A 21591-nucleotide genomic window follows, 5' to 3' on the forward strand; every position below is an offset into this window, starting at 1 on the left:
ATTGCCGCTAAATTGGTACTTGCCGGCCATGAAGTCGGCGTTGTTGATGTCCAGGGTGGACGCCACCAGGCCCGCCGTGTTGACCGAGGCTCCTTTGCCGAACAGCACGCCGTTCGGGTTGACGATAAACACCTTGCCGTTGGCCGACAAGTTGCCGAGGATGGTCGTGCCGTCGCTGCCCAGTACGCGGTTCAGGGCTACCGCATTGCTGTTCGGCTGAACGAATTGCACCGACTCGCCCTTGTTGATATTGAAGTTGGCCCAGTTGATGACGGCGTTCTGGCTGCCCTGCCTGATCACCGTGGCGCCCGGCGCGCCATTGATCGTTGCCTGGCCCGCCACCACCGCGCCGCCCGTGGGTCCGGCCAGCGCAAGACTGCCGTAGCCCAACATCAGCGCCGCCGCCATGCTGGTCAAGGCGAAATGCGCCCCGCCGCCGCTGCATCCTGGCATCGAGCGCTTGCCGGCGGATTTGACGTTTTCGGACACGGCGGCGTACGCGCCGGTGGCCTGGTTCCAGATGGAGCGGTAGATGCGGTTCATGGCGGTGTCCTGAGTTTTTTAACTTGTACTAATTTAGAAATACTTGACGGCTTGCAGCCAGAAACGGCCTGCCGCATCCGGTGCCGAGGTCGCCTTGGCATTGCCCAGTTTGTGTGCGTAATACGCCTTCAGCACGAGCGCATTGGCGCCCGTCCACGTCACGCCCACGCCGGCGCCGCTCAGGGTGCGGCGGTTCTCGCCGGCGCTCCAGGCGTCGCGGTTCAGCTTGACGCTGCCCGTGTCGGCAAAGGCCAGCACCTGCAGCTGGCCGGGCAAGGCCGTAAACGCCGTGACGTTCTGGCGCAGTTCCAGATTCAGCACGTAACCCTGGTCGCCATACGCCTCGCCGCCCGGATAGGCGCGCACGCCGCCCACGCCGCCGATACCCATCTTTTCAGAGACGTCGAGATTTTTCGACGCCGCCTGGCCGCTGACGGTGCCGAACAAGCTCGTCTCGCCGCCCAGGCTTTGCACGCGCGCCGCGTTGAAGGCGAGCTTGTTGAAGTGGCCGTTGCTCTTCACCGTCAGCTGATCGATCCGGCGTGCCAGCGGCGTCTCGATCTCGATCTTGCCCGTGGTGTAAGTGATGGAATAGGTGCTCACGCCACCACCGCCCCAGCCATCCTTGGCGTCGCCGTTCAGGTTCAGCATCCACACCCTGGCCGTCTTGTCGTTGACCGTGCCCGTCGATTCCGTGCGGTCCTGGAACGTCTTGTCGTCGTAGCTGACCTGTGCATACAGGTTGCTGCCGCGCGAGCGGATCAGCGGATAACTGCCGTAGGCGCTGGCGATCTTCGCCGTACCCTTGGCGTCGAGCACGGCAAATTCCTTGCCCAGCTTGTAATCCATATACGTATAGGCGCCGCCCAGGCGCAGCAAACCGGCCTGCCCCTGGTACGCGCCACGCACGTAATTGAGCCCGTCGGCCGAGGTAAACGCGCGCACGGTGGCCACGTCGCCGATGCCGGCCAGTTCATTGATGTTCAGCGTGGCGCCGATGCGGTTGCGGCCCGTGTAGCGGTTGCCCTGGTTATCGATGTCGATGCTGCCGTTGAAGCGCGATCCCGGCTGCACCTCGACGATGAGGTCGGACGCGCCCAGGGACGCGCCCGGCGCCAGGGTCGAGCTCACCTGCACGCCAGGCAAGTCCGACAGCAGCAGCAAGCGCCGCTCCAGCGGCGGCGTGGAAATCACTTGCCCGTCGAGACCGGACAGTATCGTGCCGGCCAGGCCGTCGGACAGATTGCTCTGGTTGCGCAGTTGCACCTGACCATACTGGCCCGGCAGCACGGTGATTTGCACCACGCCATCCTGGATGTCTTGCGCCGGCAGATACGCCTGCGCCAGGAAATAGCCACGGTTCTGGTAATAGCTGGCAATTTTTGACGCCATGACGCGCAGCTCGCCCAGGGTCAGCTCGCTACCCGGCACGAAACCCGTGCTGGCGATCAGTTCGCTCTCGGCAAAGACGGGCGGCGCCGCGATCTGCAGGCGCTGCACCGTGATGCGCGTGGTATCGCCCAGCGTGGTGGCCGGCACATTGCCCTGCTGCACGCGGATGGCCGGTGCCGCCTTCGGCAACTGGGGCGCGACGGGAATCTGCTGCAGCTGGCTGCCTGCGCTGGGGGGATCGACAGCGTACGCGTTCTGGATCAACAGCAGCAAGGTCAGGGGCAGGAGTTTGGCGCGCAAAAGAATCCTCTCGATCACAGAATCAGCGGTGGGAGGCAAAGTTGCCAAAAATTAATTTAATAGTTCCCATACTGTAACAGTTCCGCTTTACAACCTGACCGTCTTTATTTTTTATATTGAGAAAGTGCGCATCGATTCGCTTTCCTGGCGAGTTTGGCGCGCAAAATGCTCAAACGGCGCGTCGATCAAGCAGTTTCTGGTCGATTTGACGGTAAGCGCTACGTTTTAAATCGATGATTTCCCGCAGCACTGACGGCGACACGCACCACTGCTCGCCATCGCACAGCAGGCAGCAGGCAGCAGCTTGTGGTATTCATGCCGATAATGGTGCCGACGCGTACGCCAGGTACTTGTCGGTGAAGGCGACGGTATCGCCGGGTTTGAACTCAGCCAGGGCCGGCGCGAGCGTGCCGCTGCTGTGATTGAAGCAAATACGTCAAGCCATGATTTGACACTGCCCATGTATCTCCTGCACTGACACCATCGTCAGTGCAGGAGCTGGAGCACGCGCGTCAAACGTCTTCTCAATGCCCTCCCCCCAGATAAGCGGCGATCACCTTCGGATCGGTCTTCAGACTTTCGGCCGGGCCGTGCACGGAGATGCTGCCGTTTTCCAGCACGTAGCCGTAATCGGCCACGTTCAGGGCGGCGGCGGCGAATTGCTCCACCAGCAGCATGGTCACGCCTTCGCCTTTCAGGCGCGTGATGATGCGGAACACTTCCTCCACCAGGATGGGCGCCAGGCCCATCGACGGCTCGTCGAGCAGGATCACTTCCGGGTTCAGCATCACGGCGCGCGCCATGGCCAGCATCTGCTGCTCGCCGCCCGACAAGGTGCCGGCCAGCTGGTCGCGCCGCTCCTTCAGACGGGGGAACAGTTCCAGCGCCTTGTCCAGGTCGCCCTTGATATCGCCTTTCGGGCGCGCGCGCGTAAAGCGGGGAAAGGCGCCCAGCAGCAGGTTGTCCGTCACCGACATGGAGGAAAACACGCGCCGGCCTTCCGGCGAATGGGCCAGGCCGGCGCGCGCGATCTTGTGCGAGTCGAGCCCCGTGACGTCCTTGCCGCCCAGGGTGACGGTACCGGACTTGGGTTTGAGCATGCCGGAAATGGCGCGCATGGTGGTGGTCTTGCCGGCGCCGTTCGAGCCGATCAGGGTCACCAGCTTGCCCTTCGGGACTTCAAGCGAAATGCCGTGCAGGACTTCGACTTTGCCGTAGGCGGCGTGCAGATTATGAATGGTCAGCATGGTCTTCCTCTCAGTGCGCCGCGGGGCTCAGGGTGTCGGCGCTGCCGCCCAGGTAGGCTTCGATCACTTTCGGATCGCTCTGGACAAGCGCGGGTGCGCCTTCGGCGATCTTCTGGCCGAAGTCCAGCACCGTCACCACGTCCGACAGGGCCATCACCACGTCCATGTGGTGTTCGATCAGGATGATGGTGATGCCGTGGTCGCGGATCTTGCGGATGATGGCCATCAGCTCCTTGATGTCGGGCGCCGTCAGGCCCGCCGCCGGTTCGTCGAGCAGCAGCAAACGCGGATTGAGGCCCAGCGCGCGGCCGATTTCCAGCAGCCGCTGCTTGCCATACGGCAGATTGCGCGCCTCTTCGTTGGCCAGGTCGGCCAGGCCGACGAATTCGAGGATGCTGGCGGCCCGCTCGCGCGCCAGGCGCTCTTCGCGCTTGTAGCGCGGCGTATGCAGCATCACGTCCAGCATGTTCGACTTGAAGGTGTTGTGCAAGCCCACCAGCACGTTTTCGGTGGCCGTCATCTCGCCGAACAGCTGCACGTTCTGGAAGGTGCGCGCCACGCCGCCCAGGGCGATTTCGGACGGCGTGCGGCCGGAAATGACGGCGCCGGCAAATTCGACCTTGCCCGCCGTCGGCTTGTAGATGCCCGTCAGCACATTCATCATCGTGCTCTTGCCCGAGCCGTTCGGCCCGATCAAGCCGTGCACGGAGCCCTGTGTGACGTTCAAGTCCACCTGGTTCAGCGCTTTCAGGCCACCGAACTGCATCAGCGCCTGGTCCACGCGCAGCAGCGTTTCGCCGCGCTGTCCACCCTGGGCGTGGTCAAAAGGCGCCACGCCGTGCGAGGCGACCGCCTGCACATGGCGCCGGCCCTTGCCCACAAAACTCATCAGGAAGCCGACGATGCCGTCCTGCAGGTAGTAGACGACAAACAAGGTCATCAGGCCGAAGATGGTCAGGCGCCAGTCGATCATATTGTCCAGCTTATAGGAATACGCGGCCAGGCCGATGGTGGCGACCAGCGGCACGAGCACGCCGCGCACGGTGGAGCGCTTCTTGGCCAGCATGAAGGCGGAACCGATCACGCCCAGCACGGCGGCAGCCACGGCGATCTTGCGGAACAACTCGATGTCCGCCAGCAGGCTGGGCAGCATGACGACGATCAGGGCGCCGAGCAAGGCGCCCGAGCGCGTCTTGCGCCCGCCCATGATGACGGCCAGCAGGAACAGAATGGTCAGCTCGAAGTTGTAGGTATTGGGCGAGATATATTCTTCCGAATACGCATACAGGCTGCCGGCCAGGCCCGCGAAGCCGGCGCTGATGACAAACGCATACACTTTATAGCGATACACGGACACGCCCATGCAGTCCGAGGCGATGGGGCTGTCGCGCAATGCTTCAAACGCCCGCCCCAGGTTCGACTTCAGGATGCGGTGCACGACCACCAGCGAGATCACCATCAGCGCGGCGACCATGTAGTAGTACTCCACCTCGCTCAATCTGTGGCCGAACAGGACGGGCTTGTGGATCTTGATGCCCATCGGCCCTTCCGTCAGGAAGCTCATTTCATTGATCAGGATTTGTATGATGGTGCCGAAAGCCAGGGTCACCATGGCCAGGTACGGCCCCGTCACGCGCAGGGCCGGCAAGGCCAGGATGGCGCCAAACAGGGCCGCGCCCAAGATGCTGGCGGGGATGGCCAGCCAGAACGACAGGCCCAGCTTGAACACCAGCACGCCCGTGGCATACGAGCCGATGCCGAACAGGCCTGCGTGGCCCAGCGACACCTGCCCCGTGTAGCCGACGACGATGTCGAGGCCGAACAGCAGGATGGCGTAGATCAGGATGGTCTCGGCCAGGTGGATGTAATACGGATTCGGGATGACAATCGGGAACAGCACGAGCGCGGCCAGGCCCGCCGCGCAGAGCGCCAGCATGGTGAATTTCTTGTTCATGTGATCCTCAGACTTTCTTGATCGCGGCTTTGCCGAACAGGCCGGACGGCTTGACGGCCAGCACCAGCAGCAAGAGCAGCAGGCCTGGCACTTCCTTGTAACCGGTGGAAATGTAATAGCCGGTGGTGGTCTCCGCGATGCCCAGGATCAGGCCGCCGACGATGGCGCCCACGCCCGAGGTCAACCCGCCGATGATGGCCACCGCGAACGCCTTCAAGCCCAGTGAGGCGCCCATGGTGGCACCGGTCAAGGTCAAAGGCGCCACCAGCACGCCCGCGAAAGCGGCCGTGGCCGACGACAGCGCATACGAAAAGGTGATCACCATGCCCGTGTTGATACCCATCAAACCGGCCGCGTCGCGGTCGTTTGCCGTCGCCACCACGGCCTTGCCGTAGATCGACTTGCGGTTGAACAGCTCGACGGCCAGCATGATGGCCAGCGCGCCGACGATGACGGCCACCTGCATCGGCTGCACGTTCGCGCCCAGCACCTTGAACGGCGCGGCCGAGAGCGGCGACGGGAAGGTCAGGTCGTCCTTGCCCCAGATGTTTTCCGCCACGTTTTTAAAGATGATGGCCAGCGCGATGGTCGACATGATCCAGCCGAATTCGGACTTGATCTTGATGGCGGGCCGCACGCCTATCCATTCGACGAACACGCCCTGCAAGGCGCCGAAGGCGATGACGATGGGGACCATCAGCAAATAGCTCATGTAAGGGCCGCCATGGATGGTGCCCACCAGGGAGAGGCCCACCAGCGCGCCCAGCATCAGGGACTCGCCCTGGCCGAAATTGAGGGTGCCGGAAGTGGCGAAGGTCAGCTGGTAGCCGAAGGCGATGACGGCGTAGATCATGCCCAGCGCGACGCCGCTGAAGACAAGCTGCAGGAAGATTTCCATGGTATTCCCCGGAAGACGAAAGATGAAAAAATGGCCAGTCCTGATTCCTCAAGGCTGGCCATTGCGCGGCTAGATACTTGGAATTAGCCGGACTTATTTGGCGAGGACGACCTTGCCGTCCTTGACTTCGCCAAACACGGTCAGCTCGGCCGTGATCGCTTCATGGTTGGTTTTGCTGAACGGCTTGTTGTAGGTCGTCACGGCGCCTTCCACCTTGTCAGTCAGGTTTTCCAGCGCGGCGCGCACTTTCGGGCCATCCGTGCCGCCCGCCTGTTTGAAGGCCGCGGCCAGCAGGTAGATGGAATCGTAGCCTTGCGCAGCCGAGACGGCCGACGGCATGCGGCCGCCCGATGGCTTGTAGGCAGCCACATAGGCGTCGATGAAGGCCTTGCGCTTCGGTGTGCTGGCATCCTGGATGAAGGTTTGCGGCATGCGCGTGCCGTTGCCGTTCTTGCCGGCGTTGTCGATGAAGTTACCCATGGCCAGAGTCCAGCTGCCGATCAGCGGCACTTTCCAGCCCAATTTTTCCATGCCGTTGGCGATCTGCGCCAGTTCCGGGCCGATGCCGTAGGTCAGCACCACTTCCGCGCCAGCCTGCTTGGCTTTCAGCAGCTGGGCTGTCATGTCGACGTCCTTGATATTGTATTTCTCAATGGCGACGGGCTTGACGCCTTTCTTTTCCAGCGCCTTTTCCAGGTCTTCGCGGCCCAGCTGGCCATAGTTGGTCGAGTCGGCCAGGATCGCCACTTTCTTGAACTTGCGGTTCTCGATGGCCTCATGCACGATCATGCCGGACTGGATGGTGTCATTGGCCGCGTTGCGGAAGATATAGTTTTCCGGCTGGTCGGCGAACTGCTTGGTGACGATGGATCCCGTCGCCACATTGTTCATGACGGGAATCTTGGCTTCCTGGTAGAAGCGCTGCGAGGCCAGGGCCACGCCCGTGTTGATGTAGCCGACGGTGGCGGCGACTTTTTCCTTGTTGATCAGCTCCTGGGCGATTTGCACGCCCCGTTCGTTCTTCGCTTCGTCGTCGCGCTCGATCAGCAGCAGGGAACGGCCCAGTACGCCGCCCTTGGCATTGATTTCAGCGACGGCCAGCTTGACGCCGTCGCGCATCGACACGCCCATCGGCGCGGAGCCGCCCGTGAACGGACCGGACACGCCGATCTTGATGGGGTCGGCTGCGACTGCCGCCTGCGAGAAACCCAAAACCAAACTTGCCACGAGCAATTTCTGTTTCAAATTCATTGTCATCTCCTCTGTTACAACGTTTTTAATGCCACTTATTTTTATTGTCGTACGCTGGATAACCGCCCCATCGATAAATCATTGTAGGTGAGTAAACATGCACCAGCAACAACTACATATGACGCATCGCAACATGCAGAAAAGACCGAATTGCTGGCCCGATGTCAGTCTTTTGTAAGGAAAATATGACGCAAATTGGCGCACTTGCGCCATCGGGTAACAATCCGTGGAAAAACACGCCAGGAAAATAGGCGAGCTCGGCGATTCACCAAGCCGCTGATCTGGCGCAATATTGGCACTGTCCAGCATGCTAAGGTCGGCCATGCCAGCGCATGCGCGCCGGTCCAATCAGCCACTGCTACCGCATGGAGGCCATATGCAGCGCCCGCAGAACTCATCCGTTTCCACCCTGCTTCTTTACGCCACCGCCAGCTTGCTGCTGGGCGGCTGTGCCAGCAAGCTGGCACCCGTACGCACCTTTGCCGAGCAAACGCAAAAGATGTCGCAGCACTTCGAACCCATGCTGGCGGGCGGCGTCCACAGCTGCATGGACAATGCCATGCGCAAGCGTTTGATCCTGGCCGAGCGTTTCGATGCGCAAGCCAGTGAACAGGCGGCGCGCGCCGATTGCGCCGCGATCGCGCAAGCCAGCGTGTCGGTCGCCAGCCTGAACGATGTCCTGCTGCGCTACGCCCACACCATGGCGGCGCTGGCCGATGACAAGCTGCCCGTCTACAAGGAAGAGCTTGGCGGACTCGGCGATGCGCTGGGCGGCCTGGCACAGCCGGGCACCGGCGCGCCCCTGCTCGATGCGAACAAGCTGTCCAAGGTCGTCAAATTGAGCGAACACCTGAGCCGCCTGGCCACGCAGCGCGTACAGAAATCGGCCTTGCGCGAATTGCTCGACGAGCAGGAAGCCGTCGATATCGTCAGCAATGCGCTCAAGGAGTATGCCCAGCGCAGCTACCGCGCCGGCTTGCAGGATGAATTGCGCGACCTGGACCTGCTGCGCGGCGCCGTCGACAAGGCCGCGCCGCGCGAACCGCTGGCCGCCAACTACATCCGCACGCGTCTGCACCTGGAAGGGCGGCAATTGCAGGAAAGGGAAAAGATCGTCGCCGCGTATGTCGCCGCCGTCGACGCCCTGCAAGCCAGCGTAGCCGCGCTGCGGGCCAATCTCGATCGCCTGCAGGCGCCCGAACTGGAGCGGCAGCTGGCGCAATTTTCACGCGACGTCGCCACGCTGCAAAAACAGGCTGTTTTCTATGGTCCCGCCCGCTGGTAAGCGGCGCGCACACTGGAGTATCCCATGGCCCCACTGACCGAACTGACGAAAGACCAAAGCTACGCCATCGCCGACAGCCTGGCGCAAGCGTCAAGCCTGGTGCTGGAATTGCGCATCCGCGAACGCGAGGCGCTGGCGCCGGACAAGCGCGCAATGCTGGAACAATATGAAAACCACCTGGACCAGATGGTGGCCCTGTTCCGCGCGTATGGCATTTACCTGACGGCCGAAGGCGCCGAGCAGGCGCGCGGCGATATCGAGGGCGCCATCGCGAAGGGAAAACTGCAGCTCAAGCGCATCGCCGACGTCAAGGCAGCCATCGCCGCGGCGGCCAGGCTGGTCGACCTGGGCGCGGCCATCCTGTCGCGCGACCCGTTCGCCATCGGCGAGGCGGCGGCCAGCTTGCGAGCCAAGCCGAAGAAGGAAGCACCGGCCTGATTCAGGGTTCGGGCGGGCGATGGCCCATGGCGTGCGTGGCCATCTTCAGGTACAGGTTGCCCTGCTCCTCGTTGTGCGCATAGCCCATCTGCCCTTCGCTCAGGGCCACGGATTTCTGCTGCAGCGCTTCCGGGTAGCCAAGGTCGCAGGCCGCATCAAGCCAATAGCGCGCCTTTTCCTCGTCACTGTCCTGCAGCAGGTTCGCCACGATGAACATGGCCGGCGCCACCTGGCGCTGCGCGGCCAGCTCCAGCCAGCGCAGCGCGGCGGCGCTGTCCTGCGGCCCGCCCATGCCGTTTTTCAGCATCAGGCCCAGGTAGTACGCTGCGGGACCGCTGCCCTGCCCCGCCGCCTGTGCGAACAGCGCGCGCGCCTGCGGCTGGGACGCTTCTCCCGCGCGCATCAGGGTCTTGGCCTGGGCCGTGACGTCGGGCGCAGGCACAACGGGCGAGGCCAGCGCGGCGGCCAGCAGCAAGTTTGCCAGCATCATTTCGACAGGTCGACTTGGTACAGCGCAAAGCCCTTGCCCGCGCCATCCTCAAGCTTCAGCTGCGTCACATTGGTGATGCCGGCCGCCTTGGCCAGGTCGATCACGTTCGGCGCCGAGTGGAACACCACCGGGCCTTTCGTGGCGGCCTTGGCGAAGCGCCAGCTGCGCGCCGAACCTTTTTTCGCCCGCGTCAGGTTTTTCTGCTGCGTGACGTAGGCAATCAAGAGTTCGCGGTTATTGTCGGGCGAGGCTACCACCGTCTTGCTGCCGTCGAGGCCAGGGAAATTGCCACCGCCGCTGGCGCGGTAGTTATTTGTCGCGATGAGGAATTCCTGGCTAGAATCCATCGGCTTGCCCTGGTAGGTCAGCGCCTTGATGCGCTGGCCCGGCGGCTGCGTGATGTCGATTTCGTACTTCACATCCTTGCTGGTGATGACGTCGAAGTTGTAGCTGGGGTGGGCCGTGTTGACCAGTTCCTGTGGCTCGGCCTTGTGCGGATCGATGGTATTGAAGCGTCGTGCCGACTGTTCCAGCCAGGCTTTCAGTTCCGCGCCATTCATCTTCACGCCGTACAGCGCGTTCGGATATAAATACAGGTCGGCCGCGTTGTTCAGCGCCACATTGCCCGCCTTGACATCCGTGTAGTCGGATACACCGGCCGAGCCGCTCTTGAACGGCGACGACATCGACAGCACGGGCAAGTGCGCGTACTGCGGCAGGTTCGCCTTGACATACGCGGCCAGGTAGCCCGCTTGCGCCTGGTTCACCACTTCGATGGCGCTGACGTCGCCCACGTCGGCGAAATACGTCGACAGGCGGAAGTCCGTGGCGCCGACGGGCGTCTGCACGTAGGCAATGGTGGCTGCGTGCTCTTCCGCCACCAGTTTGGCGATGGCCGCATCGGGCTCCACATAGCTTTTATCCGCGTTCTGGATGCCGCGCGCTTCCACCGTGGTGGCGCTCTTGTCGACGACCCACTGCTTGCCGTCGTGGCGCAGGTGCAAGCCGATCACGCCCAGGTGCTTGCCCCACAAATTGGCCATCACGGTAGGCACGCCGTTGACCAATCCCTTGACCTTGTCGACGCCGGGCAGATTAAACTGCGGCACCGTGCTGGCCGCGTTCGGGAATAGCTGATGCGAGTGGCCGATCAGCATGGCATCCACGCCCGGCACTTGGGACAGGTAGTAATTGCCGTTTTCCATGGTGGGCGAGTACGGGCTGTCATCGAGGCCGCCGTGCGAAATGGCTACCACCAGCTCGGCGCCCCTGGCGCGCATCTCGGGGATGAATTTTTCCGCCGTCTCGCGCACGCCCTGCGTGTAGACGCGGCCTTCCAGCCAGCGCTTGTCCCAGGCCATGATGGTGGGCGGCGCAAAGCTGATGATGCCCACCTTCACGCTGCTGATCACCGGTTTGCCATCGGGGCCGGTCGCCGTGATCTGCTTGTCGATGATGTGGTACGGCGCAAACAGGGGCTTGCCCGTCCTGACGCTGTAGACGTTGGCCAGCACTTGCGGAAACGCGGGGCCAGCGCAGCGCGGTTTGCCGGCATCGACGCTGTCGACGTCGAATTGATTGCCCGTCACCTGGCTCAGGAACGCCAGGCCGTAGTTGAATTCATGGTTGCCGATGCCGCCGCCATCGACCTTCAGCAGATTCATGGCCTTGTAGATGGCCAGGGTCTGGTCGCAGGCCAGCGGTTTTACCAATGCCTGGTAGTCGGCCAGCGCCGTGCCCTGGATGGTGTCGCCGTTATCGAGCAACAGGTTGTTCGGAAATTGCGCGCGCGCCTGGGCGATCAGCGCTGCCGTGCGTTCCAGGCCAATCGACGGTTCCGCCTGCAGCTTGTAGTAATCATAACTGAGCACATTCGCGTGCAAGTCCGTCGTCTCCAGCAGGGCCAGGGTGGCCGTGCTGCCCGCTGGCATCGCGGCCATCACGCGGACCGGTTCGTGGGCGGCGGGCGACAAGGCGCCGCAGCCGGCCAGTAGCAGCGGTAACAGGGCAAGACGGGGAAGTTGAAGCATGATGTATTCCTGTGGAAAGACAATATCGCCAGCATCATACGCAGCACGCCAGCCATCTTCAAGGCAAAAATATTGTCGCAAATGCAGCAAAATGACGATTTTATTGCCTTGTGCAACAGCAATTGCGCCGCAGCGGCAGCGGAAACCGGCCGCGCTCGCGTATAATTCAAGGTTTGATTTCACCATAGAAGACCAGAACATTATGGAAGCCGAACGCATCAATATCATCTCCGCCCTGCTGAACGACCTGACGGTCCGCGAAGCCGAACTTCGGAGGTATCTTTGACTTCACTGTCAAGTCGGAGAAACTAGAGCAAGTCAACGAAGAGCTGGAAGATCCGACCGTCTGGAACGATCCCAAGCGCGCCCAGGACCTCGGTAAAGAGAAGAAGGCGCTGGAAGCGATCGTCTTCACGCTGACCCGTGCCGATGCCGACCTGCGCGACACCCGCGACCTGTTCGACATGGCGCGCGAAGAAGGCGACGACGAGACGCTGGAAGCAATCGAGCAGGATGTGCAGGAAATCCGCAAGGTCATCGAAAGCATGGAATTTCGCCGGATGTTCAACAATCCGATGGACCCGAACAACTGCTTCATCGACATCCAGGCCGGCGCCGGCGGTACGGAAGCCCAGGACTGGGCTTCGATGCTGCTGCGCCAGTACCTGCGCTATTGCGAACGCAAAGGCTTCAAGGTCGAGATCCTGGAGCAGTCCGATGGCGAGGTCGCCGGCATCAAGACGGCCACCCTGAAGGTCGAGGGCGATCACGCCTACGGCTTCCTGCGCACGGAAACGGGCGTGCACCGCCTGGTGCGCAAGTCGCCGTTCGACTCGGCCAACGGCCGCCATACGTCGTTTACGTCGCTGTTCGTGTATCCCGAAGTCGACGATTCGATCGAGATCGACGTCAATCCGGCCGATATCCGCGTCGATACCTACCGCGCGTCGGGCGCCGGTGGTCAGCACATCAACAAGACCGACTCCGCCGTCCGCATGACCCATGCGCCGACCGGCATCGTGGTGCAGTGCCAGAACGACCGTTCGCAGCACCGCAACCGCGCCGAAGCGATGGAAATGCTGAAAGCCAAGCTGTACGAGCATGAACTGCGCAAGCGCATGAGCGAGCAGCAAAAGCTGGAAGACTCGAAAACGGACGTGGGCTGGGGCCACCAGATCCGCTCCTACGTGCTGGACCAGTCCCGCATCAAGGACTTGCGCACCGGTTTCGAGACGGGCAATACCAAGGGCGTGCTCGATGGCGACATCGACGAGTTCATTTCCGCATCGCTCAAGCAAGGCGTGTAATGACTTCTACTCCGGCGCTGGCGCAGCGCGCCTTCCTGTTCGACATGGATGGCACGATCGTCGACAACATGGCTTTCCACACGACATCGTGGCTGGCGTTCTTTGAACGCCACGGCCATGCGCTGGATGCGGATGCCTTTTTCCGCGACACGGCAGGACGGCAGGGACACGAAATCATCGCCCAATACCTGGGCGCGGACGCCGACCACGTCACCCTGCTGGCTGAAAAGGAAGTCGTCTACCGCGAACTGTATGGCCCGCACCTGGCCACTGTGCTTGGCTTCGACCGGCTGATCACCAGCGCGCGCCAGGCTGGCGTCGGGCTGGTGGTGGGCACGGCCGCGCCGGACGAGAACATCGCGTTCACCTTGGACGGCCTGGACCTGCGGCACCGCTTCGACGCCATCGTCGGTGCCGCCGACGTGGAACGGGGCAAGCCGCACCCGGACGTTTTCCTGAAAGGCGCGCTGCTGGCCGGCGCGCTGCCGCACAACTGCATCGTCTTTGAAGACGCGCCCCTGGGCGTGGAAGCGGCGCGCCGTGCCGGCATGCGCGTCGTGGTGCTCACCACCACCTTGCCGGCCGAAGCGTTTGCCGCCTTCGACAACGTGATTGCCATCGTGCCGGATTTCTCCGCACTCGACGTCGACGCACTGTTTGCCAGCGTGGCGCCAGCGCTGGCACCACATCATCAATAATCCCCAACGAAGAACACCATGACTACGGATATCCAAGAACAAGCCGCCGCCCCCGATGAAAACAAGATCATCGCCGAGCGCCGCGTCAAGCTGGCCGCACTGCGCGAACAAGGCATCGCCTTCCCGAACGATTTCCGCCCCGAGCACAAGGCGGCCGATCTGCACGCGCAATACGGCAGCAAGACGCGCGAAGAGCTGGAAGCCGAACCTGTCACCGTGGTGCTGGCCGGCCGCATGATGCTCAAGCGCGAAGCGGGCAAGAAAGCCGCTTTCGCCACCCTGCAAGACGCTTCCGGCCCGAAAGCCGACGGCCGCATCCAGATCTACGCCACCCTGGACCTCACCGGCGAAGCGGCCATGGCCGCCCTGCACCACTATGACCTGGGCGACATCCTGGGCGTGACGGGCACGCTGTTCAAGACCAAGACGGACGAACTGACCATCAAGGTCACCGAACTGCGTTTGATCACCAAGTCGCTGCGCCCGCTGCCGGACAAATTCCACGGCCTGGCCGATCAGGAAACGAAGTACCGCCAGCGCTACGTCGACCTGATCATGAACGAAGAGACGCGCCGCACCTTCAAGGCGCGTACCGCCGCCATCTCGTCGATCCGCCGCTTCATGGAAAAGAACGAGTTCATGGAAGTGGAAACGCCGATGCTGCACACGATCCCTGGCGGCGCGGCGGCCAAGCCATTCATCACGCACCACAATGCGCTGGACATGCAGATGTTCCTGCGTATCGCGCCCGAGCTGTACCTGAAGCGCCTGGTCGTGGGCGGCTTCGACCGAGTGTTCGAAATCAACCGCAACTTCCGCAACGAAGGCGTGTCGATCCGTCACAACCCGGAATTTACGATGATGGAATTCTACGCGGCCTACACCGACTACAAATGGCTGATGGATTTTACCGAAGCCGTCATCCGCCAGGCCGCCATCGACGCGCACGGCACCGCCACCCTGACCTACGGCGGCCGCGAACTCGATCTGGCAAAACCGTTCCACCGCCTGACCATCGTCGAAGCGATCAACAAATACGCGCCGGGCTACACGCCGGAGCAGTTGAACGATGCGGAATTCATCAAGGAAGAGCTGAAGAAATTCGGCGTCAAGCCGTTCGCCACGGCCGGCCTGGGCGCGCTGCAACTGGCGCTGTTCGAAGAGACGGCAGAAGCGCAGCTGTGGGAACCGACCTACATCATCGACTACCCTGTCGAAGTGTCGCCACTGGCACGCGCTTCCGACACGGTGGCCGGCATCACCGAACGCTTTGAATTGTTCATGGTGGGCCGCGAGATCGCCAACGGTTTCTCCGAGTTGAACGACGCGGAAGACCAGTCGGCCCGCTTCCTGGCACAAGTCGCCGCCAAGGACGCCGGCGATGAAGAGGCGATGTTCTACGACGCCGACTACATCCGCGCGCTGGAATACGGCATGCCGCCAGCCGGCGGCTGCGGCATCGGCATCGACCGCCTGATGATGATCATCACGGATTCGCCGAACATCCGCGACGTCCTGCTGTTCCCTCACTTGCGCCGCGAAGACTAATCCCGGACGCAAGCCAATAAAAAGCCGCCTGATCGCAAGATCAGGCGGCTTTTTTACTTGTGCGGACTGCGATCAGCCGGCCAGGGTCACGCGCTGGTGGCTGCGGCTGGCCTGCTGCGCCGCCAGTGCCGTGGCCAGCGCGCGCATGCCGTCGCCGCCGGTGGCGGCCGGCTGCCCTTCGCCGCGCATGGCGCGCTGGAAGGCACGCACCGAGCGCACGTACAGGTTTTCATGCTCGACGGGGATGTCGATGCTGCCGCCGTCGCGCGTCAGGCTGATGCTGCCGACGGGGCGCTGCGTCATCACGCCGGTGGCGAATATGGTGCCTTTGGTGCCGATGATTTCCACGCCGGACAGCGAATGCGGCGCGTTGTATGCGTCGTGCACCTGCACCAGGGTGCCGTTGTCGAACTCGATGACGGCCATCAGGCCCTCCTCCAGCCCGGCCACCGTCATGCCGCCGCTGGTGGCGCAGGCTGTGACGTGGCGCGGTTCCGCATCGAGCAGGAAGCGCAGGGTGTCGACGTCGTGCACGAACATGTCGAGCGTGACGCCGCCCGACTCCGGCGCATCCAGGCGCCAGCCGCGCAGGTGCTGCGGCAGGTTGTTCGCGTGCAGCACGCGGCAATACAGGGGCTGGCCGATCTCGCCCGCGCGTATCAGCTCGCGCACCTTGCCGTGCGTGGCGGCGTTGCGCAGGTGGTGGTTAATCCCCAGCACCACGCCCGCTTCGGCGCAGCCATCGACCATGCGGCGGGCGTCCTCCAGGTTCAGCGCCAGCGGCTTTTCGCACAGCACGTGCTTGCCGGCGCGCGCCGCCTGCAAGGTCTGCGCCATGTGCCATTCGTTGGTGGTGCTGATGTACACGGCATCCGCGCCCGGATGGGCCAGCGCCGCATCGAGGTCGGTATAACTGGCGGCTATGCCGAACTGCTCGGCAAAGGCGGCGCCGCGCGCGGCGTCCCGGCTGACCACGGCCAGCACTTCCGCATCGCCCTGCTGGCCGATCGCGTCGACCATCCATTCGCGCGCCACGGTGCTGGCGCCAACCAAAATCCATCCGATCTTCTTCATTCGATTCTCCAGTTAAAAAGTGTGGCGCAGGCCCAGGTTCCAGGCCTGGTTGCCGGTGCCGTTGTCGGTGGCGTTGCCCACGAGGTAGGCGGCACCGTTGCGGTTGTCGATATGCGCGTAGGCCGCATACAAGGTGCTGCGCTTCGACAGCGCATACGTGTAGCCGATGCCGATCTGCGAAGCGTCGCCGTTGGCGGCGCGCCGGTCGTCGCGGCGCACGTACGAGAACAACACGCGGTGCGGGCCAAAAGGCACGGTGGCGCCCAGCATCAGGTCCGCGCTGTCGACCGTGGTGGCGGCGCCCGCCGTGCTCTTGCTGATGGCGACGGCGCCATGCGCCTTGACCACGCCGAAGTCCCAGGTGGCGCCCAGCACCGTGTTCCTCGCCGTTCCCGCCACCAGCGCGGTTGACAGTGTGTTGGCGTCCTGGTGCGCCATGCGCAGGTACAGCGGCCCGCTGGCATAGGTGGCCGCCGCGCCCATGTAGCGCCTGGCCGAAGCGTCGCCGGGCACTTCGCCGAAGCCGTACGCCAGTTCGCCGGAAAGGCCGCCGCGCACGGGCGAGCTGTAGGTGATGCTGTTGTCGACCCGGCTGATGTAGCCGGCCGTGAAGACGTTGCTCATCCTGCCAGCAAAACCCAGGTAGAACGGGTCCAGCGCGCCCAGGCTGCTATCGATGAAGGTGTACTGGCGGCCCAGGCGCAAGGTGCCCGCCGCGCCGGCGAGGCCGACGAATGCCTGGCGCCCGAACAGCAGGCCGCCCTGGGCCGAAGCGCCCGTGTCGGCCAGGATGCCCGCATCCATCGTAAAGATCGCCGTCATGCCGCCGCCCAGGTCTTCGCTGCCCTTGAAACCGAGCCTTGAGCCGTTGGCGATGCCGCTGGTCACCTTGAGCACCCGGCCGCCGGGGCCGCCGCTTTCGGACACCACGCCCAGATCCATGATGCCGTACATGGCCACGTTCGACTGCGCGCTACACAGGCCGCCGCAGGCGCCCGCGCCGATGATCATTGCTCCTACTACCTTGTTCTTCATGTCTTGCCCTGTCTGTCTTTTGATGGAAACTGCGCTTAGCTCACCAGGTGGCGCGGACGCTCGCCGCGCAGGCCGGCCAGCAGGTTGTCCACCGCCTGCTGCGCCATGGCGTAGCGCGTTTCGTGCGTGGCCGAGCCGATGTGCGGCAGCGCCACCACATTGGCCATGCGCGGCAGCGGATTGTCCGGCGCCAGCGGTTCGCGCTCGAACACGTCGAGACCGGCGCCGTGGATGGTGCCCTGCTGCAGCGCCTCGATCAGCGCCGCCTCGTCGACGATGCGCCCGCGCGAACCGTTGATGAAGATGGCGCCGGGGCGCATCAGCGCGAACTCGCGCCGGCCCATCATGCGTTCCGTCTGCGCCGTCAGCGGCAGCACCACGCAGACGAAATCGGAGCCGGCCAGCAAGTCGTCGAACGCCACCTGGCGCGCGCCCAGCGCCGTCTCCACCTCGGGCACCGCTTCGCCATTCACGTACAGCACCTGCATGCCGAAACCGAGCGCCGCGCGGCGGGCGACGGCGCGGCCGATGCGGCCCATGCCCAGCATGCCGATGGTTTTGCCGTGCACGTTGACGCCATACTGGCTTTCGCCCACGCTGCGCGTCCAGCTTCCCGCCTTGACGAATTCGGCCAGTTCGACGACGCGCCGCGCGCTGGCCAGGATCAGCGCGAAAATCGTGTCGGCCGTCGTTTCCGTCAGCACGTCGGGCGTATTGGCCAGCAAGATGCCCCGTTCGCGCAGGTAATCGACGTCGAACTGGTCGACGCCCACCGATATGGTGGAAATGATGCGCAGGTCAAAGGCCGGGTCCAGCAATTCGCGGTCCAGGCGCACGCTGGCACCCAGCAAGCCATGCGCGCTGCGGATGGCGTCGGCGAACGCGGCCCGATTACCCGCATCGATCGCCTCGAAGTACGTCACCTCGCATTCGGCGCGCAGGCGCGCCAGCAGCGGCTCGGCCAGTTTTTTATATACAACCACATGTTTTTTCACGAGTGTTTCCCCTGTTCGATTCAAGATTGGACCAGCGCGTCGAGCTGGGCGCGGGTCGGCAAGCCTTCCATGTCGCCGGCCACCTGGATGGCGAAGGCGCCGACCCGGTTGGCGCGCCCTACCGCCTGCGCCAGCGGCAAGCCTTCCAGCAAGGCGCTGACCAGGCCAGCCGCGAAGCCGTCGCCGGCGCCCACCGTGTCGACCACATTGGCCACGCGCTCGCCCGGCACCATGCCGCTGTCGCCCTCGGCCGTGCGGTAATAGGCGCCGTCGGCGCCCAGCTTGATGACCACCAGCCGCACGCCCTGCTGCAAATAATGGCCGGCGATGTCGTGCGGCAGGTCGTGGCCGGTGAGGATTTTTCCTTCGCCCAGGCCAGGCAGCACCCAGTCCGCCTTGCAGGCGAGGCGGTTGACCTGTTCGACCATGACGGCTTGCGACGGCCACAGCGTGGGCCGCAGGTTCGGGTCGAACGACACCGTGCGGCCATGCTCGCGCATGAAGTCGATGGCCTGGCCGGCGAACGCCAGGCTGGTGGCGGACAGCGCCGCCGCCACGCCCGTGGCGTGCAGGTGGCGCGCCGACAGGAAATAGGCGGGGTCGAAGTGCTCGGGCGCCAGCCGGCTGGCGGCGGAACCCTTGCGAAAGTATTCGACCATCGGGTCGGCGCCGTTCTCGGCCCGGGCCTTGAGCTGGAAGGCGCTGGTCTGGCCGGCGACGGTGACGACCCGGCTGCAATCGACGCCCTCGGCCTGCACGCTGGCGCGGATGAAGCGGCCGAAGGAATCATCGCCCACCCGGCTCAGCCAGCCGACGCGCAAGCCCAGGCGCGCCAGGCCGATGGCGACGTTCGTCTCGGCGCCGGCCAGGCGGCGCGTGAAGTGCGCCACGGCCGCCAGGTCGCCCGTTTCCTCGGCAACGAACATCGCCATCGCTTCGCCGTAGGTGACGACGTCGAGCGCGTGCGCTCCTTGCGTCAGTTCTTGTTCCCTCATGCGGCCTCCAGCATCTGGATGTAGCGGCCCGTTTCGGCCACCAGGTCGGCGCCCTCCAGCGGGAATTCGATGGCCCGCTGCACGCCAGGCGCGAAATGCGCGAAGACGGCGCGCCAGGCCGGATCGGCATCGGAGACGGCGCAGGCGGACAGCCGCCCCCCGTCCTCCAGGACGGCCTTGCAGTGCACATAGCGCACGTACGGCGCCAGCAGGCGCGCCGCCAGCTGCGCATCCTCGCCCACCCAGCGCCAGTTGCCGATATCGAACGTCAACCCCACCGGCAGCCCGGCTTCGCGCGCCGCCGCCAGGAAGCGCGCCATCGCCGCCAGCGCGCCGCCATGGGCCGTCTGGTCGTTTTCCACCAGCAGCGCCACGGGCGCCGCCACCAGCCGGGCCTTCAAGGCCGGCAAGTCCGGCGCGGCCGGGTAGTGGCCCAGCGACACCTTCAGGTAACGCGCCCCCAGGCGCGCCGCCTCGTCCAGCATCTGCTGCAGCAGCTCGTGCCGCAGCAGCCCGTCCGCGTCCCACAATTCGATGGGCGTGGAATACACGGAATACAGGCCGCGCGCGGCCACCGCCGCGCCCATGCGCGCCAGGTCCGGCAAGTCGGAAGTGAACAGTTCACGGCGGATCTCGATGCCGGCGCCGCCCGCATCGGCCACCACGTCGATGAAATGGCTTTGCCCCAGCTGCCTGACCCTGCTTGCGCCATAAGCCGACGCCGCCACCAGGACGGGGCTCATTTGATCGCTCCCGCGCCGACGAACTGGCGCGCTTCAGGCGTTTGCGGGTTGCTGAAGAAGGCTTCCGACGGCCCGCTCTCCCACACCAATCCCTGGTGCATGAAGACGGTGACGTCGGCCATGCGCCGCGCGAACTCCATCTCGTGCGTCACCAGCAGCATCGTCATGCCCGCCTGCGCCAGCTCTTCCATCACCTTCAGCACTTCCTGCGTCAGTTCCGGGTCGAGCGCCGACGTCACTTCGTCGAACAGCATCACCTGCGGTTCCATCGCCAGCGAACGGGCGATCGCCACGCGCTGCTGCTGGCCGCCCGACAGCTGCTCGGGATAGGCCTCGCGCTTGTGGTCCAGGCCCACCTGCTTGAGCACGCGCAGCGCCGTGGCGCGGCCTTGCGCATCGGGCACCTTCTTGACGATGCGCGGCGCCAGCATGACATTTTCTTCCACCGTCAGGTGGGGGAACAGGTTGTAGCTCTGGAAGACCATGCCGACATCCTTGCGCAAGTCGAGCAGATGCTCCTGGCGTGCCGTCAGCGTATGGCCGGCCACGACGATGCTGCCGCTGTCGATGGTTTCCAGGCCGTTGATACAGCGCAGCATGGTGCTCTTGCCGGAACCGCTGCGGCCGATCACGGCGATCACCTGGCCCCGCTCGACGGCGAATGACACGCCCTTGAGCACGTGATTGGCGCCGAAGCTCTTGCTGATATTGTCGATTTCAACGATGGGCATGGAATTTCCTTTCCAGTGAATGGCTGTAGCGCGACAGCGGATAGCACATCGCGAAGTAGATCAGGGCGACGACGGGGAAGACGATGAAAGGCAGGAAGGTCGCGTTGCTGACCAGTTGCCCTGCGCGCGTCAGTTCCACCACGCCGATGATCGAGGTGATCGAGGTATTCTTGATGATCTGCACCATGAAGCCCACCGTCGGCGGCAGCGAATGGCGCAGCGCCTGCGGCAGGATGACGTAGCGCAGCTGCTGGTAGCGGTTCAGCGCCAGCGCGGCCGATGCTTCCCACTGCTGCCGCTGCACGCCTTCGATGCAGCCGCGCCAGATCTCGCCCAGGTAGGCGCTGGCAAAGATCGTCATCGCCGCGCCGGCCGCGATGATCGGCGACAGCTTGTAGCCAAAGAGAGCCAGGCCGTAATAGGTCAAAAACAGCACGATCAGCACGGGCGTGCCCTGGACCAGCTGGATGTACAGGGCGCTGATGCAACGCAGGAACGGGCTGCGCGCCGTGCGCAGCAGCGCCACCGCGAAGCCGGCGATGCCGCCCGTGATGAAGACGATCAGCGACAGGCCGATGGTCCAGCGCGTGGCCTCGAGCAGAAATTGCAGGTTATCCCAGGAAAAGTCACTGATCAT

21 protein-coding genes are annotated in these 21591 nt (G+C 63.9%); 6 read left to right on the top strand and 15 right to left on the bottom strand.

All coding sequences use genetic code 11. The features are described 5' to 3' along the window. The 6 genes from O0882_RS15070 to O0882_RS15095 form a co-directional block, all read right to left on the bottom strand. Positions 1-543 (bottom strand): filamentous hemagglutinin N-terminal domain-containing protein (locus O0882_RS15070; RefSeq protein ID WP_289949222.1); only part of this gene is annotated, 543 nt, incomplete at its 3' end. 33 nt (positions 544-576) lie between these two features. Then, positions 577-2235, bottom strand: a complete 1659-nt coding sequence (locus O0882_RS15075; RefSeq protein ID WP_289949223.1) for a ShlB/FhaC/HecB family hemolysin secretion/activation protein — start codon at positions 2233-2235, stop codon at positions 577-579. A 524-nt stretch (positions 2236-2759) separates the two neighbouring features. Next, a complete protein-coding gene (locus O0882_RS15080; RefSeq protein WP_289949224.1) occupies positions 2760-3482 on the bottom strand; it encodes an ABC transporter ATP-binding protein in 723 nt (240 codons plus the stop codon). A 10-nt stretch (positions 3483-3492) separates the two neighbouring features. Next, a complete protein-coding gene (locus O0882_RS15085; protein ID WP_289949225.1) occupies positions 3493-5436 on the bottom strand; it encodes a branched-chain amino acid ABC transporter ATP-binding protein/permease in 1944 nt (647 codons plus the stop codon). 7 nt (positions 5437-5443) lie between these two features. Then, positions 5444-6334 (bottom strand): branched-chain amino acid ABC transporter permease, encoded by an 891-nt coding sequence (locus O0882_RS15090; RefSeq protein ID WP_100873371.1) that lies wholly within the window; start codon positions 6332-6334, stop codon positions 5444-5446. A gap of 93 nt (positions 6335-6427) precedes the next feature. Next, a complete protein-coding gene (locus tag O0882_RS15095; protein WP_096235813.1) occupies positions 6428-7585 on the bottom strand; it encodes an ABC transporter substrate-binding protein in 1158 nt (385 codons plus the stop codon). A 376-nt stretch (positions 7586-7961) separates the two neighbouring features. Between O0882_RS15095 and O0882_RS15100 the strand changes: the two genes are divergently transcribed. Further along, a complete protein-coding gene (locus tag O0882_RS15100) occupies positions 7962-8870 on the top strand; it encodes a hypothetical protein (protein ID WP_289949226.1) in 909 nt (302 codons plus the stop codon). Between the two features lie 24 nt (positions 8871-8894). Further along, positions 8895-9308 (top strand): hypothetical protein, encoded by a 414-nt coding sequence (locus O0882_RS15105; protein WP_289949227.1) that lies wholly within the window; start codon positions 8895-8897, stop codon positions 9306-9308. Between the two features lies 1 nt (position 9309). On the opposite strand, the gene O0882_RS15110 is transcribed toward O0882_RS15105, so the two are convergent. Beyond that, positions 9310-9798: a hypothetical protein gene (locus O0882_RS15110; RefSeq protein WP_289949228.1), complete on the bottom strand. Its 489-nt coding sequence runs from the start codon at positions 9796-9798 to the stop codon at positions 9310-9312. Beyond that, positions 9795-11738 carry a bifunctional 2',3'-cyclic-nucleotide 2'-phosphodiesterase/3'-nucleotidase gene (locus O0882_RS15115; protein WP_289949826.1) on the bottom strand — a complete coding sequence of 648 codons (1944 nt, stop codon included), beginning with the start codon at positions 11736-11738 and terminating at the stop codon, positions 9795-9797. Before O0882_RS15115 ends, O0882_RS15110 begins: the two co-directional genes overlap by 4 nt. Before the next feature lie 181 nt (positions 11739-11919). On the opposite strand from O0882_RS15115, the gene O0882_RS15120 reads away from it, so the two are divergent. From O0882_RS15120 to lysS, 4 genes are all read left to right on the top strand, one after another. Continuing rightward, complete coding sequence (locus O0882_RS15120; protein WP_289949866.1) at positions 11920-12114, top strand: hypothetical protein; 195 nt, start codon at positions 11920-11922, stop codon at positions 12112-12114. Continuing rightward, a protein-coding gene (gene prfB, locus O0882_RS15125; RefSeq protein ID WP_289949229.1) for a peptide chain release factor 2 occupies positions 12031-13135 on the top strand; the annotation gives its coding sequence in 2 pieces (ribosomal slippage) (positions 12031-12111 and positions 12113-13135; 1104 coding nt in all). The genes O0882_RS15120 and prfB overlap by 84 nt, the downstream gene beginning before the upstream one ends. Further along, complete coding sequence (locus O0882_RS15130) at positions 13135-13833, top strand: HAD family phosphatase (protein ID WP_289949230.1); 699 nt, start codon at positions 13135-13137, stop codon at positions 13831-13833. The genes prfB and O0882_RS15130 overlap by 1 nt, the downstream gene beginning before the upstream one ends. An 18-nt stretch (positions 13834-13851) precedes the next feature. Beyond that, positions 13852-15381: a lysine--tRNA ligase gene (gene lysS / locus O0882_RS15135; protein ID WP_289949231.1), complete on the top strand. Its 1530-nt coding sequence runs from the start codon at positions 13852-13854 to the stop codon at positions 15379-15381. A 72-nt stretch (positions 15382-15453) separates the two neighbouring features. Here lysS and O0882_RS15140 read toward each other — a convergent pair whose 3' ends face one another. The 7 genes from O0882_RS15140 to O0882_RS15170 are packed head-to-tail and all read right to left on the bottom strand — an operon-like array spanning position 15454 to position 21591. Next, complete coding sequence (locus O0882_RS15140) at positions 15454-16455, bottom strand: Gfo/Idh/MocA family oxidoreductase (protein WP_289949232.1); 1002 nt, start codon at positions 16453-16455, stop codon at positions 15454-15456. A gap of 12 nt (positions 16456-16467) precedes the next feature. Then, positions 16468-17490: a porin gene (locus O0882_RS15145; RefSeq protein ID WP_289949233.1), complete on the bottom strand. Its 1023-nt coding sequence runs from the start codon at positions 17488-17490 to the stop codon at positions 16468-16470. Between the two features lie 35 nt (positions 17491-17525). Then, a complete protein-coding gene (locus O0882_RS15150; RefSeq protein ID WP_289949234.1) occupies positions 17526-18485 on the bottom strand; it encodes a D-glycerate dehydrogenase in 960 nt (319 codons plus the stop codon). 20 nt (positions 18486-18505) lie between these two features. Further along, a complete protein-coding gene (locus O0882_RS15155; RefSeq protein ID WP_289949235.1) occupies positions 18506-19480 on the bottom strand; it encodes a sugar kinase in 975 nt (324 codons plus the stop codon). Continuing rightward, complete coding sequence (locus O0882_RS15160; RefSeq protein ID WP_289949236.1) at positions 19477-20223, bottom strand: TIM barrel protein; 747 nt, start codon at positions 20221-20223, stop codon at positions 19477-19479. Before O0882_RS15160 ends, O0882_RS15155 begins: the two co-directional genes overlap by 4 nt. Continuing rightward, complete coding sequence (locus O0882_RS15165) at positions 20220-20954, bottom strand: amino acid ABC transporter ATP-binding protein (protein ID WP_034755389.1); 735 nt, start codon at positions 20952-20954, stop codon at positions 20220-20222. Before O0882_RS15165 ends, O0882_RS15160 begins: the two co-directional genes overlap by 4 nt. After that, positions 20941-21591 (bottom strand): amino acid ABC transporter permease, encoded by a 651-nt coding sequence (locus O0882_RS15170; RefSeq protein WP_289949237.1) that lies wholly within the window; start codon positions 21589-21591, stop codon positions 20941-20943. Before O0882_RS15170 ends, O0882_RS15165 begins: the two co-directional genes overlap by 14 nt.

This window comes from Janthinobacterium sp. SUN073 (genome assembly GCF_030397665.1).
GTDB lineage: Bacteria > Pseudomonadota > Gammaproteobacteria > Burkholderiales > Burkholderiaceae_D > Janthinobacterium.

Bases quoted from the DNA above. Each gene is read 5' to 3' on its own strand.
- O0882_RS15080 (WP_289949224.1), bottom strand. From the start codon at position 3,482: ATGCTGACCATTCATAATCTGCACGCCGCCTACGGCAAAGTCGAAGTC.
- O0882_RS15085 (WP_289949225.1), bottom strand. From the start codon at position 5,436: ATGAACAAGAAATTCACCATGCTGGCGCTCTGCGCGGCGGGCCTGGCC.
- O0882_RS15090 (WP_100873371.1), bottom strand. From the start codon at position 6,334: ATGGAAATCTTCCTGCAGCTTGTCTTCAGCGGCGTCGCGCTGGGCATG.
- O0882_RS15095 (WP_096235813.1), bottom strand. From the start codon at position 7,585: ATGAATTTGAAACAGAAATTGCTCGTGGCAAGTTTGGTTTTGGGTTTC.
- O0882_RS15100 (WP_289949226.1), top strand. From the start codon at position 7,962: ATGCAGCGCCCGCAGAACTCATCCGTTTCCACCCTGCTTCTTTACGCC.
- O0882_RS15105 (WP_289949227.1), top strand. From the start codon at position 8,895: ATGGCCCCACTGACCGAACTGACGAAAGACCAAAGCTACGCCATCGCC.
- O0882_RS15110 (WP_289949228.1), bottom strand. From the start codon at position 9,798: ATGATGCTGGCAAACTTGCTGCTGGCCGCCGCGCTGGCCTCGCCCGTT.
- O0882_RS15115 (WP_289949826.1), bottom strand. From the start codon at position 11,738: ATGGCCGCGATGCCAGCGGGCAGCACGGCCACCCTGGCCCTGCTGGAG.
- O0882_RS15120 (WP_289949866.1), top strand. From the start codon at position 11,920: ATGACGATTTTATTGCCTTGTGCAACAGCAATTGCGCCGCAGCGGCAG.
- O0882_RS15130 (WP_289949230.1), top strand. From the start codon at position 13,135: ATGACTTCTACTCCGGCGCTGGCGCAGCGCGCCTTCCTGTTCGACATG.
- lysS (WP_289949231.1), top strand. From the start codon at position 13,852: ATGACTACGGATATCCAAGAACAAGCCGCCGCCCCCGATGAAAACAAG.
- O0882_RS15140 (WP_289949232.1), bottom strand. From the start codon at position 16,455: ATGAAGAAGATCGGATGGATTTTGGTTGGCGCCAGCACCGTGGCGCGC.
- O0882_RS15145 (WP_289949233.1), bottom strand. From the start codon at position 17,490: ATGAAGAACAAGGTAGTAGGAGCAATGATCATCGGCGCGGGCGCCTGC.
- O0882_RS15155 (WP_289949235.1), bottom strand. From the start codon at position 19,480: ATGAGGGAACAAGAACTGACGCAAGGAGCGCACGCGCTCGACGTCGTC.
- O0882_RS15160 (WP_289949236.1), bottom strand. From the start codon at position 20,223: ATGAGCCCCGTCCTGGTGGCGGCGTCGGCTTATGGCGCAAGCAGGGTC.
- O0882_RS15165 (WP_034755389.1), bottom strand. From the start codon at position 20,954: ATGCCCATCGTTGAAATCGACAATATCAGCAAGAGCTTCGGCGCCAAT.
- O0882_RS15170 (WP_289949237.1), bottom strand. From the start codon at position 21,591: ATGATCAGTGACTTTTCCTGGGATAACCTGCAATTTCTGCTCGAGGCC.